Origin of the sequence: Commensalibacter sp. B14384M2 (assembly GCF_016101865.1) — a bacterium.
GTDB classification, from domain to species: domain Bacteria; phylum Pseudomonadota; class Alphaproteobacteria; order Acetobacterales; family Acetobacteraceae; genus Commensalibacter; species Commensalibacter melissae.
The window spans coordinates 481,481-497,521 of sequence record NZ_JACFPS010000001.1 but is presented as its reverse complement, the minus strand read 5'-3'; the positions used below and the strand labels follow the sequence as shown (position 1 = coordinate 497,521).

Below are 16,041 nucleotides of genomic sequence, written 5' to 3'. Positions count from 1 at the left end.
AAACAAATGTCTGTTTTCATTGCCTGAAATATTCGATAAAATCCATTTATATAAAAAATCATTCATTTAAATCAAACAGAGATACAATGTCTAATTCATCTTGTCACACCAATCAACCGAATCATGATACAATAAAATCCGAAAAGAAAAAATCGGATCAACTTCCTTCTTGGGACCTGACAGATTTGTACCCATCACCCGATTGTCAAGAATTAAAGAATGATTTGCAAAAAGCTCAAACCCTCATCACACAATTTTCTGAAAAATGGAAGGGAAATTTATCCCAGACATCAAGTCAGGAATTAAACCAGGCTCTTAAAAGTTATGAAATAATCAACGAAATATTGGGAAGGATTGGATCTTATGCTCAACTGATTTTCGCAACTGATTCAACCAATCTTCAAAATACCAAATTTTATCAGGATATCCATGAAAAAATAACTGGATTAAGCACGCAGTTTCTTTTCTTTACTCTGGAATTGAACCAGCTTAGCGAGGAGAATATCAAGAATAAAATGCAGGACAACGAATTACTGCAGTGGAAACCGTTTCTTGATAAAATCCGTATATTGCGCCCTTATCAGTTAAGTAATGAAATCGAAAAGCTTTTCCATGAAAAAGCAGTTACGGGAGCCAATGCATGGTCAAGATTATATGACGAAACATTGGCGACACTGGAAATCCCCTTAAAAGATAAAACCGTCCCTTTAGGTGAGGCTTTGAATAAATTATCATCTTCACAAGCAAAAAAAAGAAAAGATGCAGCCCAGGGATTGAGTTCGGTATTTTCGAAAAATCTGAGACTTTTCTCGATTATTACAAATACGTTGGCAAAGGATAAGCAAATCTCTGACCAATGGCGTGGTTTTTCCCGTCCAGACTCACAACGAAATTGTGATAACCAGATTGAAGACAGTGTCGTTGATGCGCTGGTTACCGCTGTTACCAATAATTATCAAAATCTGTCACACCGCTACTATCTATTAAAAGCAAAATGGCTGGATGTGGACAAATTACATCATTGGGATCGTAATGCTCCCTTACCGGAAGATCATGATCAACTTATACCCTGGAGAGACGCGAAGACAATCGTTTATCAAGCGTATCATGAATTTGATCCTCGGCTGGGCAAAATGATTGATCAGTTTTTACATAGTCCATGGATTGATGCCACACTTCGTACTGGGAAATCCTCTGGTGCCTTTGCCCATCCCACTGTTCCATCGGTTCATCCCTATATTCTTCTTAATTACCATGGTCGCAGCCGAGATGTCATGACATTGGCCCATGAGCTGGGGCACGGAATTCACCAGATTCTTGCTGCAAAACAGGGATATATTCTATCTGATACACCGCTGACCCTTGCTGAAACAGCCAGTGTATTCGGAGAAATGCTGACTTTCCAGAGCCTTTTAAAAAACCAAACAGATCCCAGACATCGTCATATTCTCTTAAGCCGTAAGGTTGAGGATATGTTAAACACAGTAGTAAGACAAATTGCATTTTATCAATTTGAACGCAAGGTTCACGAAGCCAGACGTAAGAACGAGCTTTTACCTGAACAAATTGGTCAGCTCTGGCTTGAAACGCAACAAAAAAGCCTTGGCCCAGCTTTTGAATTTACACCAGACTATAATACATATTGGACATATATACCGCATTTCATCCATACACCTTTTTATGTTTATGCCTATGCGTTTGGTGATTGTTTGGTTAATGCACTCTATAATGTCTATCAGGAAGGGTTTCCCGACTTCCAGGACCTTTATATTGAAATGCTGAAGGCGGGTGGAACAAAAAGTCATAAAGAACTTTTGGCGCCTTTTGGATTGGATGCCTCTGATCCAGCCTTTTGGCAAAAAGGATTGAATGTAATCAATGATTTCATAGATGAACTGGAACAAATTTAGATGGTGCATAATAACGATAATCTTGATAAAACCAGTTTATTCAGTGGAATGAAACGTATGGTCAATTCTACCCGGGCGGTGGGGGGAATTGCCGCACGGTTGGCTGGTGAAAAAATGGGAATACCGATTAACAAAGCTTCCCATGCAGAAGAGTTGAAAAACATTCTTGGGAATCTCAAAGGCCCCATGATGAAGGTGGCGCAATTAATCAGTACCATTCCCAATATCCTGCCTGATGAATATGCCGATGAATTGGCGCAATTACAATCAAATGCCCCTCCGATGGGATGGTCTTTCGTCCGTCGTCGCATGAGGGGAGAATTGGGTCCGAACTGGGAAACCGCTTTTGACGAATTTTCACATGAAGCTGTCGCCGCAGCCAGTCTTGGTCAAGTCCACAAGGCAAAATTGCACGATGGAAGGGAAGTTGCCTGTAAATTACAATATCCCGACATGATTAGCACTGTTGAATCAGACCTCAAGCAACTTCGTCTATTAATTGCTTTATACCATCGATTGGACAATGCAATTAAACAGGATGAGGTTTACAAAGAACTTGTTACACGTTTACAGGAAGAACTGGATTATAAAAGAGAAGCGGCCAATTTAAGACTTTTCTCCTATATGCTCAAAAATAATGACACAACAGTTATACCAAATGTAATTGAAAATCTTTCCACTGAACGTCTTATAACCATGGATTGGATAGAGGGAAAGAATCTAAGATCCCTGATCACACCTGAATTAGATCAGGCTCATAGGAACAATATTGCCTGCGCACTCTTTAAAGCCTGGTATATTCCTTTTTATCAATATGGTGTCATTCATGGTGACCCGCATATGGGAAATTTTCTTATCAATCATCAAAATCAACTGTGTCTTCTTGATTTCGGTTCGATACGAATTTTTCAGGGTAAATTTGTCAAGGGTGTTATTGATCTTTGCCGTGCCGTAGAAACTAACAATGAGGAATTAGCCTATCAGGCCTACACCTCATGGGGATTTAAAAACATTTCCAAAGAGACAATGACTGTTCTAAATGAATGGGCAAGTTTTCTCTATGCCCCCCTTACCCAGGATAAAGACCGTTATATACAAGATGATACAGATCCGGATTTGGGACGTAAATTGGCCAATAAAGTACATAAAGGGCTTCAACAGGCTGGGGGAGTGACACCACCACGAGAATTTGTTCTGGTTGATCGTTCTGCGATAGGACTTGGAAGTTTATTTACAAGATTAAATGCAAAATTAAACTGGCATCAATTATTTCAGGAAATCATTGCAGATTTTGATGTTGACAAACTAGATCAGGAACAGGAAAAGGCAATAGAATTGGCCCGTGTTCCTCCCCCTTTGGAATAGAATAACGGCTACAGTGATTTAGTATGGAAAATTTGCTAGATCACTGTAGATATCAGGCAGTTAAAAGATTTAATACAAACCTTTAACTGCATGATATAATTTTTTGAATTTTTGATATTTTTCTTGATATTGCGCACTGACAGATTGATTGGGAACATAGGTTGCCTGTATGGAAGGTTCTGGCAATAAATCTCCAAATACTACATTTGGATGACAATTCAACATTGCCAATCTTGCGGCACCCAATGCTGGCCCCACATCTCCACCTTCACGATATTGCAACGTTTCTCCTGTAATATCAGCCAGCAATTGACGCCAAAAAGAGCTTCTTGCCCCTCCGCCAATCAAACTGATATGGTCTGGCCTTAAACCCGTGGCATGTAAAACTTCCATACCCTCCGCCAATCCAAAACTTACCCCCTCTATTACTGCCTTGGCTATATCCTTCCGATCATGTTGATGGGTTAAGCCAAACAACATTCCATTTGCCTGGGGATTATTATGAGGCGTTCGCTCACCCGAAAGATAGGGAAGAAAAATAACGGATGATGGAATTGAAGAGGCCTGTCCTGCCATTTCCAACAATTTAGGCACTGTCTGAATTCCCATAATCCGAGCAGCCCAATCCAAACAGGAAGCAGCACTCAGCATAACAGACATTAGATGCCAGGTGTTCGGCAATGCATGACAGAAACTGTGAACAGCCTGTTTACAATTATTCAAAAACCCATCACTTGCTACAAAATATACCCCGGATGTTCCCAAAGAAAGCATAGCCTGACCTTTTCGCCAGATACCAACCCCAATTGCTCCAACGGCATTATCACCACCACCGGCAATAACCGAAGCTTTTGAAGTCATTCCCCATCGTTGCGCTAATTCAGGTTTAACCGTTCCGGTTGCCTGATTGCCTTCAAACAATTGAGGCATATTTTTTCGCGTCAACCCACATGCCTTTAATAAATCATCATTCCATTGACGATTTTTGACATCAAGCCACATAGTTCCAGATGCATCAGACATATCAGATGCATAAATTCCCGTTATCAACCAGCGAAGATAATCCTTGGGTAATAAGACTTTATCAATTTGTTGATATACTTCCGGCTCATGTTTGCGAACCCAAGCTATCTTGGGTGCGGTAAAACCAGGCATCAGTATATTGCCTGTTATCTCTCTTGAATTTTGTACATTCTCCTCAATTTCATTACACTCCCGATAACTACGCCCATCATTCCATAAAATAGCAGGTCGCAATATTTTACCATTTTTATCCAGCAAAACTGCCCCATGCATTTGACCCGTCAACCCTATCGCTTTTACATCTTTCAAGGAATATTGACTCGATAGTGACAAAAAAACCTTGTCTGTCGCCTCCCACCAATCAATTGGATTTTGTTCTGACCAAAGGGGATGGGGACGATAAACTTTCAGTTTTTCAGTATGGCTGGCGACAATCTGATGGTTATCATTCAATAAAATACCTTTAATACCTGATGTTCCAAGGTCAATCCCGATATACATAACCATCCTTTATAATGAAATATAATACAAAAATAATATCACTTATTTGACTGTTCCAAGCGTGACGCAGGAATTTGAAAATCCCTTATTGCAACTTTCATTCAAAAGTTTTTTAGCCTTTCCCTTATTCTTTGGAAAATCCTTGCCAGACAGAAAAGCCATTCCAAGATTATACATTGCCTGGGCATTCCCTTCCTTAACAGAATTTTGCAAATAATATTCTGCCTTGCCAATATCCTTCTTAACATCCTGTCCAGTCAGATATATCTGTCCCAACAGACGGGCCGCTTCGGAATTTCCATTACTAGCCAAGATATCAAATAGTTTAATTGCCTCAGATACGTCTTTTTTTGTACCAACCCCCTTATAATACATCTTGGCAAGAATGAATTGGGAATCTAGATCTCCTGCCGCAGTGCCTTGCATATAATATTGGAAAGCCTGACTGTCATCTTTTTGAACCCCCAATCCATTTTCATAAAGTTGACCCAGATTATAATAAGCCTTTACTTTTCCTTGTTCAGCCGCCTCCTTAAACCAATAAATGGCCTTGGAGTAGTTCTTGTCAATCTGATCATTATTTTTATATAATTCTGCCAACACAAACTGGGTTTGTGCATCTCCCTGATTTGCACCCTTTTGATAGTATTGAATGGCCTTATTGATATCCCTTTTCACCCCTTGACCTGTTTCATACATCAAACCTAGAGTATAGATCGCATGAATATTATTTTGCGCTTCAGCCTTTTCAAACCAGAATTTGGCCTGATCATAATTTTTTTCTATGAAAAATCCCTGTTCATATAATTTACCCAGATAGAATTGCGCCTGAGCGTTCCCCTGTATTGCAGATTTTTTATACCAATCAACAGCTGCTGACGGGTCTTTCGGAATTCCGCTGCCTTTTTCATACATAGTGGCCAATTGAAATTGTGCCTTACTATCTCCTGCCTGTGCCGCTTTTTTAAAAAGGTCAAAGGCTTTCTGAAAATCCTTGTTAACCCCTCTTCCTTCCAGATATAATTCCCCCAAGGCATAAATTGCGTCATTATTTCCGGAATTGACCGCCATGTTGAACCAGTTCAGTGCCTTGGAATAATCCTGGGAAACAATTTTTCCCTCTTCATACAAAATCGCCAATTTATATTGTGCTTCCGAATATCCTTTTTCAGCAGCCTGCTGCAATAAAGATAATGCCAATTGCGAATTTGGATTAACCCCTTTACCCACCATATACATCATTGCGAGATTGTATTGAGCTGTCACATTCTTTTTCGAGGCTTTTTCATACCAATAAAGAGCCTTGGAATATTCTTTATCAACCCCAGTCCCGTTTTCATACATATTGCCAAGTTTATATTGGGCGTCAGCATAACCTTTATAGGCGGCCTGTTCAAAACATCGTTGAGCCAATTTCGGACTTTTTGTAATATATTTCCCTTCCAGATAAAGATTTCCAAGAAAATACAAGGCATGAATATTTCCCTGATCGGCAGATTTTTTGATCAGTTCTATACCTTTAGTTACATTTCTATCATTTCCCTCAAGATAAATGATACCCAATTGATACTGCGCATTTGTCTCCCCCTTGTCTGCAGCGGTTTGATACCAGCGAATTGCACGTGAAAGATCTTTTTTTACCCCCTTGCCATTCTTGTACATATTGCCAAGTACATATTGGGCCTTTACATATCCGTGACGGGCTGCCTTGCGATATAACTGAATAGCTTTTTGATAATTCTGCTCGGTATTTTCGCCATATTCATACATCACACCCAGCATATATTGAGCCTCGACATTTCCCGCCTCAGCTGATTGCTCAAAATATTCACGTGCTTTTTTATAGTTCTGAGACGTACCCTCACCCTGCATATAAAGATTTGCACGATTAAATTGTGCCTCAATAAATCCCTGACGAATCGTTTTATAGAAACAGATGCACAAAAACACAAAAATTATGCAAATTACTGCTGCACTTTTACCGATAAAGGCAATCTTAGATCTGGACATAAACCCAACAATAACAAAAAAGAAAATGAATTAAGGCTGAATTATAAAGAATTTAATCGATAAAATAAACTTAACAAATCAATTTATTAAAGGCTCGGATTCCGCTTTATCTCATCTTGAAACCTGATAATGAAATATATCAGTTACAGATATCATGTTTCGCTTAATCGAATTAGCTCCATCCCTTTTTGATGATCGTGAGGTATTCCTCTTCCCTCTAGATACATTTTTCCAAGGATTAACTGTGATTTTTTATGATTTTGATCGGCAGCTTTTTGAAACCATGCCGCAGCCTTATGATTATCCTGGATAACACCATCTCCCTTATAATACATGACCCCCAAATTAAATTGAGCCAAAACATAACCTTGTTCCGCAGCTTTTTTAAAATAATCATAGGCCTTTTGAAGATTTATTCTTGATGTCTTTCCAGTTAAATAAAGATATCCCAAATTATATTGAGCATTCATATCATTTTGATCGGCTGCCTGTTCATACCAATACACGGCTTTGTCAATATTCTGGAGGACACCCTTACCCTCCTCATACATTTGTCCAAGCATGAATTGCGCCTTGACGTAACCCTGCATCGCGGCCTTGTTATAAAAGCTGAAAGCCCTCTTATAATCTAATTCGACCGTATTTCCAGTAAAGTACAGATTGGCTACAAAATATTGTGCCTCAACGTCATCCTGATAGGCGGCTTTCTCAAAATAACCTCTGGCTTTATTAGTATTTTTTTCTCCACCTTCACCATTCCAATACATCAAAGCTAGATTATATTCCGCTTTACGATCTCCCTGATTAGCAGACAGTTCAAAATATTCACGTGCTTTTTCAAGATCCCTCGAAACACCTTGACCATTCATATAGATGAACGCCAGATTAGTTTTTGCCTCCATATTACCTTTTTGGGCGGCCTGTTCGAAATAAACCCTTGCTTTACTATAATCCTTATCAACACCCTTACCATCAAGATAGATTAAACCTAGATTGAATAAAGCCTCACCCTCACCCTGACGAGCGGCCATTAAAAAATATTCATTGGCCTTTTGATAATTTTGCTCGACAATTTGGGCATCCATATAAATCTGCCCCAGTATCATCATTGCCTTTGTATTACCTTTTTGGGCCGCATTTTCAAACAATTCAAAAGCTTTTTCAACGTCAGCTTTAACACCCAAGCCCTCGTAATAAATTATAGCCTTATACAAAATACCTTGCGCATATCCCGATGCAGCAGCTTTTTCAAAATATTCCAAGGCTTGTTTGTAATTTTGTGAAACACCATCCCCGTTAAAATACATTAAACCTATATCAACAGGATTGTTTCGTATTGCAGGTGAAGTTTCAGTTTGTATCCGATGATTTTTTTTATTATTGGATTTATTGATTATATAAAATAATGCAATGAAACCTGTACATAAAAGAATAATTATAAAAAAAATCATATGAACCCTATCGATTCAAATTGAATGTTTAGATCCAAAATAATTCTGAAAACGAAGATAATCAATAGTAAAATTAGTTATTTATAATTCGAAAATACTTGTTCACACTAAATTAATACTTGCCTCTTATTCAGTAACAACTTTATATTTCCTATAAATCCAATTTGAATTTTTTAAGAAAATTTGATCATGAAAAACATTAAACCAATTTCTCTTGAAGATTGTCTTCCTCTCAGACAGAAAGTCTTATGGCCTTCATTAACAGTGGAGGAATGTATTGACCCAGAAGATCAATATTCAAAACATGTTGGATATATTCTTGATAACCAGGTTGTCAGCTGTTTTTCCATTTATCCAAAATTGCAAAACAATTATCAAATTCGTAAATTTGCAACTTCCCCCTCTTTTCAAAGAAAAGGTATTGGGACAAAACTTTTCACAACTGTTCTTAATGAGCTGAAACAAAAGAAAATTGAATTTGTGACGCTGAATGCAAGAATAACCGCGGTTGAATTTTATAAAAAATTTGATTTTTATTTATCCGGAGAAAAATTCATTAAAAAAAATATATTATTTATTCCAATGCAAATCGCATTGAAAGGTTTTAATTTTAAATATAATTCAATTGAATAATTATTCTAAAGATATGTAACTATACAGAATAAAAATTTATTGAATGGCGGAGGGGATGGGAATCATATTCGTTATTTATCCTATTGATTAAACATAAAATCAATATCATAAATAATGATTTGTACCCACTTTTGTACCCACTTTCTACAAACTGCCCAAATATCTTATAAAACAGAAAAAATCATGACGATTCGAACGCATGATTACTCACAATCAATTCTTCATTTATCTTTGTTGATCTGGAATTACACGAATATTTAATTGGAACAATATGATAATGGAAATCTTTAAATATATCCCTTGTCTCATTTGTATTATTGATTGAAAGGATAAAACTACCTTTTATATTTTTTAACATATCGGCAAGTTTATAAAAATCATCCTTAGAAAATTGATTTCCATAATAACGCTCTGTACCTAAATACGGTGGGTCTAGATAATGAAGCGTATTAGCTTTATCTTGCCTTATGATAAATTCATCATATGGAGAACACTCAATAAACACTTTAGACAATCTTTTATGCAATAACCGTATTTTTTTTTCTAATAGATAAATATTGAAATTTGATCCAGATAATTTCATACCGCTATGATTAGCTTTACCTCCAAATGCATGTTTTTGAAGATATAAGAAACAAAAGGCCCGCTCAATATCTGTCAGGCTCTCCCTTGGAAATGTTCTCAATCTATAAAACTCATCTCTTGATGATAATTGCCATTGGCATAATTCAATCAAGGCATCTTTATGGCGTTGCACTACCCTAAATAAATTAATGATATCTTTATTAATGTCATTTATTACCTCTTCACCAACAATTTTATTTCTTCTTAGAAAAATACCTCCCATACCCAGAAAAGGTTCAACATACCGTTCATGAGGTATTTGATTGATCACATTAATTATTTTTTTTGCAAGTTTTCTTTTTCCTCCAATATATCCAGCCAATGGTTCAACTGGTTTTAAATTATCCATAGATTTTCCTTTTCATTTAACAATCAATGGCTTGTTGGAAACGATTAATATTCTTTTGCCAATCCGCCTTTCCCAACGCCGTATTGTAGTACTTCTTGTGATACTGGGCCATTGCTGTTGCATTATGGGAATCTGGCAGTATCTCCCTGATCCGGATATAGAAAACGCGGCACATGGCCGCTGCAAAGAAAAGATTTCCTGTCAATGTCTCGGGTTTCGGTATCCCCCTGTTGTCCAGGTTAAAATCACCCGCGATATGCATTAAAAGACTTCTTAGAGGTTGCCTTCTCGCATTGTTGAGATAATTTTCCCAGATATCGTGATAGGTCACAGGCTCCATCTGACATGGACCCAACGCAGGTCCCTTTCCAAGCTGTTTGAGATATGTATAGTTGCTTGCATATCCCTCCACCAGAAAAGTTCCCGTGACCTGATTGATCGCCCTTTGACCACCCAGATTTATATAATTCAGGGCTGGTGTTATCACTTCATGTTTTAAATGATTAAGATAAATTCCACCTGTGGTTTTTGTCATACTGGTTTTTCCTTTTTAGAATGGGAAATGGATAATAAAAAACCCACCGCAATGGGTGGGTAAGAAAGAAAAATAAACAATTAACTTAATTATTTACAACCAGTTTCAATTTAATTCTTGGCTTTTCAGTTAATCCATACATTATTCTTAATTCGTCTTCATTTATATTCGTTATTTGGCACAAATCTTCCATTGAGTATCCAAGCTGTTCCAAATGCACCTTGATTAATTGACTTAAGGATGAAGGAATTTCTTTAAAATTATTCAATTCCACAGGCTCATTTTTTCTATATCCACGCCTGGACATCTCAATCTGATAATATTTTAACCCCCTATCGGTGATTTTTCCTAAACTCCAAGCCTTAAACATTAACGCCTGCATAGAAACACCCCATTTTCTTTTCAATTCCGCAAATCGTTGAATGGATAATTTAAACGCAAAATCACGTTTTATCTCCTCATCTGGGATTAAAAAAGATGCAGCAAAACAATTTGCTTCGTTTTCCTGTTCTTCATTCGGGACACGGTGCATTAATAAATGTCCTAATTCATGCATTAACGAAAAACGATAACGATCTATAGATAAATACTTGTTAATGAAAATAATAGGTGGCATCCCTCCATAAGACGCATGACAAAAACCATCCATTTTCATCGTGCCAAAATCCATAGGAATGACAATAATACCAGCACGTTCAATCATACAAGTAATGTTATACACTGGACCCAATGGAACATTCCATACATGCTTGAGAAGAGCTGCTACCTCGGCAGGGTCTTTTTCATCACAATTTATTTTATAGATTTCTTCCAACTCTGGCTCAAATTCTATGGAATCTAAAAATTTACAAATATGCATTCTGTATAAATTAGCTTTGGCCTGAATCACCTTATGATTATTTACTGAAATGGATTTCTGTGTCCTATAAAAACTGTATGAAAAATCATACAAGGGAACATGATTGAAAAAAAACTTGGGTCGAACATCTAAAGCTTTTGATAAATTTTCAATCTGTTCTTGAGTTGGTTCCAGCAAACCATGTTCTATTTTTGATAATGTTCCCTGTGTTATCCCATCGTTCATTTTAGCAATCAACTCCTTTTGTGTTAATCGCCTCAAATTGCGTGCAAGAAGCAATAAATCACCATTAAACTGATTGCTTCCTTTGATCATCATTCAACCTCTTTGATTTTATAATATTAGCTTGTCTAACTGTATTGTCATTTATATTTACCAAATCATTATTTGCTGTTTCATTGATTTGATCTTCTATCATATTAGCAGAAACCAGATGCATGTACCAGTCTAAACCAGCTTTTTGATCACCAATTGTATGTAATATGACTAACTGCATAATATCCGCATCTCTTTGGGATAAACTCCATCCCAAATGAAAAAAGAAAATTTGCTGATTTTTATAATCTTTCAATTCATTTTTTAATGCAATATTGTTTGGATGATTTAAGTATCCATTGACGTTATGTTCTATATAATATTTACTACTCTCTGACCTATTATATAACCCGTTTCTTATATTTAGTGTATCAATAGGATTTGTTTTCCTGATTTTAAAAACCAAAGCGTATTCTGAGTGCCTATAAATTAAATATTTATTCTCTTTACCACCCTCAAAACAAAACCAATAATTTGAATCAACACAAAACCCTTTTAGATAACCATATAAAACAGTGGTAACAAGACCATTTTTAATACGAGGTTCTAAATGACAATTCATAATTTCAGTTTTTTTTAATCCTGTTTTTGTCCCTTGTATTGCAACATTTATAAGGATATCCACTTCACGCAATTTCAGAGCCTTAAAATTATCTTTATACATATTTTAAAACTTTCAATAAAAATAAACATTTATATTTACGATAACATTCATACTGTCTTTTACAAGAGAAAATATTCTTAAAATATTTCATATTGTAGAATATTTTATAAATTTTACAGAAGATTTTCCTTTATTTTTTAATTTTATTAAAAAATAAGCTTTCAATGATCAAACTATGTTCAAGCATGAATTTTTTAATCCTAGTTCTATTACATATATTTAATAAAATTTAATTTATTTTGAAATATCTGCCACTTATAGCATAATTACATAAGATATAAACTTTTATTCAATTAGAGAATAGGCAGGTTCTTTATAAGAATTGCGCCTTTTATAATTTGAAATTAAAGAGTAATTTTTATCTCCTTTTTAGAATTATTAATTTAATAAAATTATAATTATGAGTAATATTAAAGTAATAACTGTTTTATTGTGCGACCAAAATACTATTAGTATAATGGAATCTTTTAATAAAAAAAAAGAACTTGATAATAATGCTAAAAAAATAATTAATTTAATAAAACAAAATGATAAACCTAACGTTTATCTTAGTTTTAACTTATCCATTTTAGAAAGTGACAAAAAACGATTTCCTACAATGGAGGAGATGCATGCTTATATAAATAATGAATATAATAAAATTATAAATTTTATAAAAGAAAATTGTAAATATATTCAACATGATTTAGATATATTAAAATATTTATTACGTTTTCCAAACGAAGAGGAAGAGAAGTCCTTTGAAAAATCAATAAAAAATAATGATTTTATAAATTTTTTAAATAAAATGAACAAAATTTTATATAAAGATTTTCCTAACGAAAAAGCCCTTGAAAATTGTAAAAAAATTATAAAAATAGCGTCACAATATAATTTAAATCCTTTCGCTCCAATTGTTATGAGTTGTATACTAATTGCTTGTAAACATAAGAATATATCTGGTAAATCTGCTATAAATATTAAACACGTTTTCAAATTTGGCGAAAATTTTAATGCATATAACGCTTTTTGTGACGTTAATAATATACACAAACGATTACTTATACTCAAAATGGATAGGGAACAAGAAAAGGAAAATTGCGAATCAAAACAAATTAATTGTCAATTACTTACTGCAGATAAATCTCTAAAATATTTAGATAGCTTATTCGAATATCAACCTAATGATTTGCCTACTGAAGAAGATGATAAAAATGATAATAAAATTGTATATATAAGTTATAACTTTGATAAATTTACTTCAGACTATTTCCCCGCATTAGATAAAGAAAAAGGTGAATATAAAGAATTATTAAAACTTTTATCTACCCCGCCAAATCCTGACAATGGCACAGATGGCGTGAATGACCATGCTTAACGGTATGCAGATCGCTATGATCGGAATGACCCAGGGATCATGGATCCTGATCCACTCACAATTGTTCAGCCACCACCATTTGCAAAACTCATAGACTGTATTCATGATCCCTTATCACCCCCGCCAGTATTCTTGCCAGGGTGTAAAGGTTCACCAGAGCGAATGTTCCCCAGGCGACAATGCCAAAATGCCAGTGCCTCTCGTAGACAAGCATGTTCAGCACCCCCCATATGAAAAGGGATGCCGCCAGAAAAGAGGCCACACCCCTCAACCTGAAACTTCCGCACATCAATGAAACAAGCTGCAGCGTCCCTGTAAGTATGAATGACCCTTCCCAAATACAGGCCGGAAGGATAGCCCTGAACCCATTGACGAACGAACAGTGAAAGATGTTGCCGGCCATGAAATATGCAAGTGCATACATTCCCGTCATGACCAGCAGTATCGAGCTCCACCACTCACCCGGGCAATGGTTACGATGTTTTTGGTGTCGCCTGTTTTCCATTGGTGCCATCCCCGTTCTTTCCATCTTTTCCAGCCTGCCTGTCTGGCAGCCTGAAAGAGGCAAGAAGATGAATGAGAGACCACAGCCTGTGCAATCCGCTTTTTGGATCAGGCTCTTTCCAGAACCGTATGACAAGGGTGCACAGGGTCACGATGAAAGTGACAACCGCGACAACATCACCCGCCACATTGCTGGGCAGGACATTGATGATATATTGCAGAAGCTCGGCAAAAAAATCCATTTGTTTTTTCCTTGGATATAGACATAAAAAAACCACCCTAGCGGTGGCTGGTATCTCTGGTGTTCTGGCATGCCATGATCATGTCACGCAGGCTTTTGTAATCCAGCAGGTAACGAATGATCTCGCTGTCAGGTTTTAACGCCTTGATCTCGCTGGAAAGCTTTTCCTGTGACTGGGACGTGTAATCCCTCAACGGCGGGCATTCAATCCGGTAGACAACGCGTGGTGATGACGAGCATGCCGCAAGAAAAACCGCCGCGAGTAAAATAATGGCTTTCATCAGAATTGCCCTTTCTCCAGCACATCTTCCAATTCCTCCATGTTTCCAGGTGAATGATTGGCTGCCTGCTGCATTGCCTGAACAGTCTGAATGGTATGCCGGTCATTTTTGATGACTTCATCCTGTGTCCTGATCAGGTTGTTTCTATTCGCGGCCCTTCGGCCTGTCAGGTAAAGCAGTCCCGCCATGATCAACCCTTTCCCTTTCCATAAAAAAGAGCATACGGACTTGATAATAAGTATTATATTTTCCATCTGTGTTTCCTTTTCCAGACATGAAAAAACCACCCGTTAAGGTGGTTTGTTATTTCTTATATTATGGATATTATTTTTTATTTTTTAGAAAGTTACGTTTTATCAATTCCAAGACATTTTCTTCACGAGTAACAAATAGTCCATGTAAAACAATCTTTACCATTCCAATCACCGCGATAATACTTGTCCCAACCAAAATCATCATGACATTTTTATTTAGATGAAAATGGTTAAACTTAAATCCCTGAAAAAAAATAATAATAAAAATAAAATATGTAAAAGAATATAAAAATAAAAATATCAAATAAGCATATTTTTTACGTAAATATGTATTGTCATTATAACGATTATTAACCGACGTTATTATTTTAAAAATATATTCCTGATGAAAAACTTCTTGGGTATTATTTAATTGATCCAAATCTCCAATTATCTTTTTGTCAGATTTTTCATTAAAATTTTCTTTTATTGAAAATTCAGGTTTAATAGCAGATAAAATTTCCTCGTCATACGTCTCATTACTTTTAAAATCTGACATTGAGGATTACCTTTTATTTTTTTTTCTGTTTTCTAACAAATTATTATAATGATCCTTAATTAATTCATTAGGAATTGTTGATCTGTCACCAAATTTATTATGAATCTTACTCCAGGGCGTATCAGGTTGATGCGTTAAAGCTGATAATTGAAAAGCATTGAAATCTTGATAATTATTCCATACCGCATTAATCAGGTTTATGTCATCTTGGGTCAAATTCGCCTGAACCTCATCTCCTCTTTTATCCAAAGCCCAGGCACCAGGGCTACTATCATTTTCTCTTATAGATTCCATAACCGAGCCTGAACCATATATTGCCAATGAAGAATATAAATTAGGATAAACAGGCCCATAACGCCATGCTTCAACTGGGTCTCGGATAAGTGGAATGTTTCTTAAGGCAAGGCTCCAACCATGTGCGATATAGGGGAGTTTTTGCAATTGCATATTAGTAAGCTGTCTACCACTATTTTTTGCCAAATATAAAAAATAATTTGCAATTGCTCTGGCGTCATAACCTTGATTTTTAGAATTTACATTACGGGGTTCCATCATCTTAATTGAACTCCTTTTATTAAAAAATATAGTGGTATCGTCATAAAAAATTGTACTAGTAAAGTTTATTTA

Annotated in this window: 17 protein-coding genes; 4 read left to right on the top strand and 13 right to left on the bottom strand. The window is 36.0% G+C overall.

The features are described from left to right. Positions 1–86: 86 nt before the first annotated feature. Positions 87–1,910: a M3 family oligoendopeptidase gene (locus H3R33_RS02365; RefSeq protein WP_198185189.1), complete on the top strand. Its 1,824-nt coding sequence runs from the start codon at positions 87–89 to the stop codon at positions 1,908–1,910. After that, positions 1,911–3,275 carry an AarF/ABC1/UbiB kinase family protein gene (locus tag H3R33_RS02360; protein ID WP_198185188.1) on the top strand — a complete coding sequence of 455 codons (1,365 nt, stop codon included), beginning with the start codon at positions 1,911–1,913 and terminating at the stop codon, positions 3,273–3,275. Positions 3,276–3,344: 69 nt separating this feature from the next. On the opposite strand, the gene xylB is transcribed toward H3R33_RS02360, so the two are convergent. The 3 genes from xylB to H3R33_RS02345 form a co-directional block, all read right to left on the bottom strand. Continuing rightward, positions 3,345–4,799 carry a xylulokinase gene (xylB, locus tag H3R33_RS02355; protein ID WP_198185187.1) on the bottom strand — a complete coding sequence of 485 codons (1,455 nt, stop codon included), beginning with the start codon at positions 4,797–4,799 and terminating at the stop codon, positions 3,345–3,347. 42 nt (positions 4,800–4,841) lie between these two features. After that, positions 4,842–6,809: a tetratricopeptide repeat protein gene (locus tag H3R33_RS02350; RefSeq protein WP_122123772.1), complete on the bottom strand. Its 1,968-nt coding sequence runs from the start codon at positions 6,807–6,809 to the stop codon at positions 4,842–4,844. A 152-nt stretch (positions 6,810–6,961) separates the two neighbouring features. Further along, positions 6,962–8,260: an SEL1-like repeat protein gene (locus H3R33_RS02345; RefSeq protein WP_155566981.1), complete on the bottom strand. Its 1,299-nt coding sequence runs from the start codon at positions 8,258–8,260 to the stop codon at positions 6,962–6,964. Between the two features lie 189 nt (positions 8,261–8,449). Here H3R33_RS02345 and H3R33_RS02340 point away from each other — a divergent pair, with 189 nt between their 5' ends. Next, the gene (locus tag H3R33_RS02340; protein ID WP_198185186.1) at positions 8,450–8,893 is read left to right on the top strand and encodes a GNAT family N-acetyltransferase; all 444 of its coding nucleotides are present in this window, start codon (positions 8,450–8,452) and stop codon (positions 8,891–8,893) included. 181 nt (positions 8,894–9,074) lie between these two features. Here the strand turns inward: H3R33_RS02340 and H3R33_RS02335 are convergent, their stop codons facing one another. The 4 genes from H3R33_RS02335 to H3R33_RS02320 form a co-directional block, all read right to left on the bottom strand. After that, entirely contained in the window at positions 9,075–9,866 is a 792-nt protein-coding gene (locus H3R33_RS02335; protein ID WP_155568907.1) for a Dam family site-specific DNA-(adenine-N6)-methyltransferase, read from the bottom strand. Between the two features lie 16 nt (positions 9,867–9,882). Further along, positions 9,883–10,401 (bottom strand): hypothetical protein, encoded by a 519-nt coding sequence (locus H3R33_RS02330; protein ID WP_198185185.1) that lies wholly within the window; start codon positions 10,399–10,401, stop codon positions 9,883–9,885. A gap of 85 nt (positions 10,402–10,486) precedes the next feature. Further along, a complete protein-coding gene (locus H3R33_RS02325; RefSeq protein WP_198198867.1) occupies positions 10,487–11,578 on the bottom strand; it encodes an ImmA/IrrE family metallo-endopeptidase in 1,092 nt (363 codons plus the stop codon). Further along, positions 11,550–12,209, bottom strand: a complete 660-nt coding sequence (locus H3R33_RS02320) for a hypothetical protein (protein WP_198198864.1) — start codon at positions 12,207–12,209, stop codon at positions 11,550–11,552. The genes H3R33_RS02325 and H3R33_RS02320 overlap by 29 nt, the downstream gene beginning before the upstream one ends. A gap of 430 nt (positions 12,210–12,639) precedes the next feature. On the opposite strand from H3R33_RS02320, the gene H3R33_RS02315 reads away from it, so the two are divergent. Then, positions 12,640–13,596, top strand: a complete 957-nt coding sequence (locus H3R33_RS02315; protein ID WP_198184689.1) for a hypothetical protein — start codon at positions 12,640–12,642, stop codon at positions 13,594–13,596. Between the two features lie 101 nt (positions 13,597–13,697). On the opposite strand, the gene H3R33_RS02310 is transcribed toward H3R33_RS02315, so the two are convergent. The 6 genes from H3R33_RS02310 to H3R33_RS02285 form a co-directional block, all read right to left on the bottom strand. Beyond that, positions 13,698–14,051, bottom strand: a complete 354-nt coding sequence (locus H3R33_RS02310; RefSeq protein WP_198184688.1) for a hypothetical protein — start codon at positions 14,049–14,051, stop codon at positions 13,698–13,700. A gap of 18 nt (positions 14,052–14,069) precedes the next feature. Beyond that, positions 14,070–14,342, bottom strand: a complete 273-nt coding sequence (locus H3R33_RS02305; RefSeq protein ID WP_198184687.1) for a hypothetical protein — start codon at positions 14,340–14,342, stop codon at positions 14,070–14,072. A 37-nt stretch (positions 14,343–14,379) separates the two neighbouring features. Then, positions 14,380–14,622 carry a hypothetical protein gene (locus H3R33_RS02300; RefSeq protein WP_198198862.1) on the bottom strand — a complete coding sequence of 81 codons (243 nt, stop codon included), beginning with the start codon at positions 14,620–14,622 and terminating at the stop codon, positions 14,380–14,382. After that, entirely contained in the window at positions 14,622–14,876 is a 255-nt protein-coding gene (locus H3R33_RS02295; RefSeq protein ID WP_198198860.1) for a hypothetical protein, read from the bottom strand. The genes H3R33_RS02300 and H3R33_RS02295 overlap by 1 nt, the downstream gene beginning before the upstream one ends. 70 nt (positions 14,877–14,946) lie before the next feature. Next, a complete protein-coding gene (locus tag H3R33_RS02290) occupies positions 14,947–15,414 on the bottom strand; it encodes a hypothetical protein (RefSeq protein WP_198184685.1) in 468 nt (155 codons plus the stop codon). Between the two features lie 6 nt (positions 15,415–15,420). Further along, on the bottom strand, positions 15,421–15,969 hold the full coding sequence (locus H3R33_RS02285; RefSeq protein ID WP_198184684.1) for a Panacea domain-containing protein: 549 nt from the start codon (positions 15,967–15,969) through the stop codon (positions 15,421–15,423). Between the last annotated feature and the right edge of the window lie 72 nt (positions 15,970–16,041).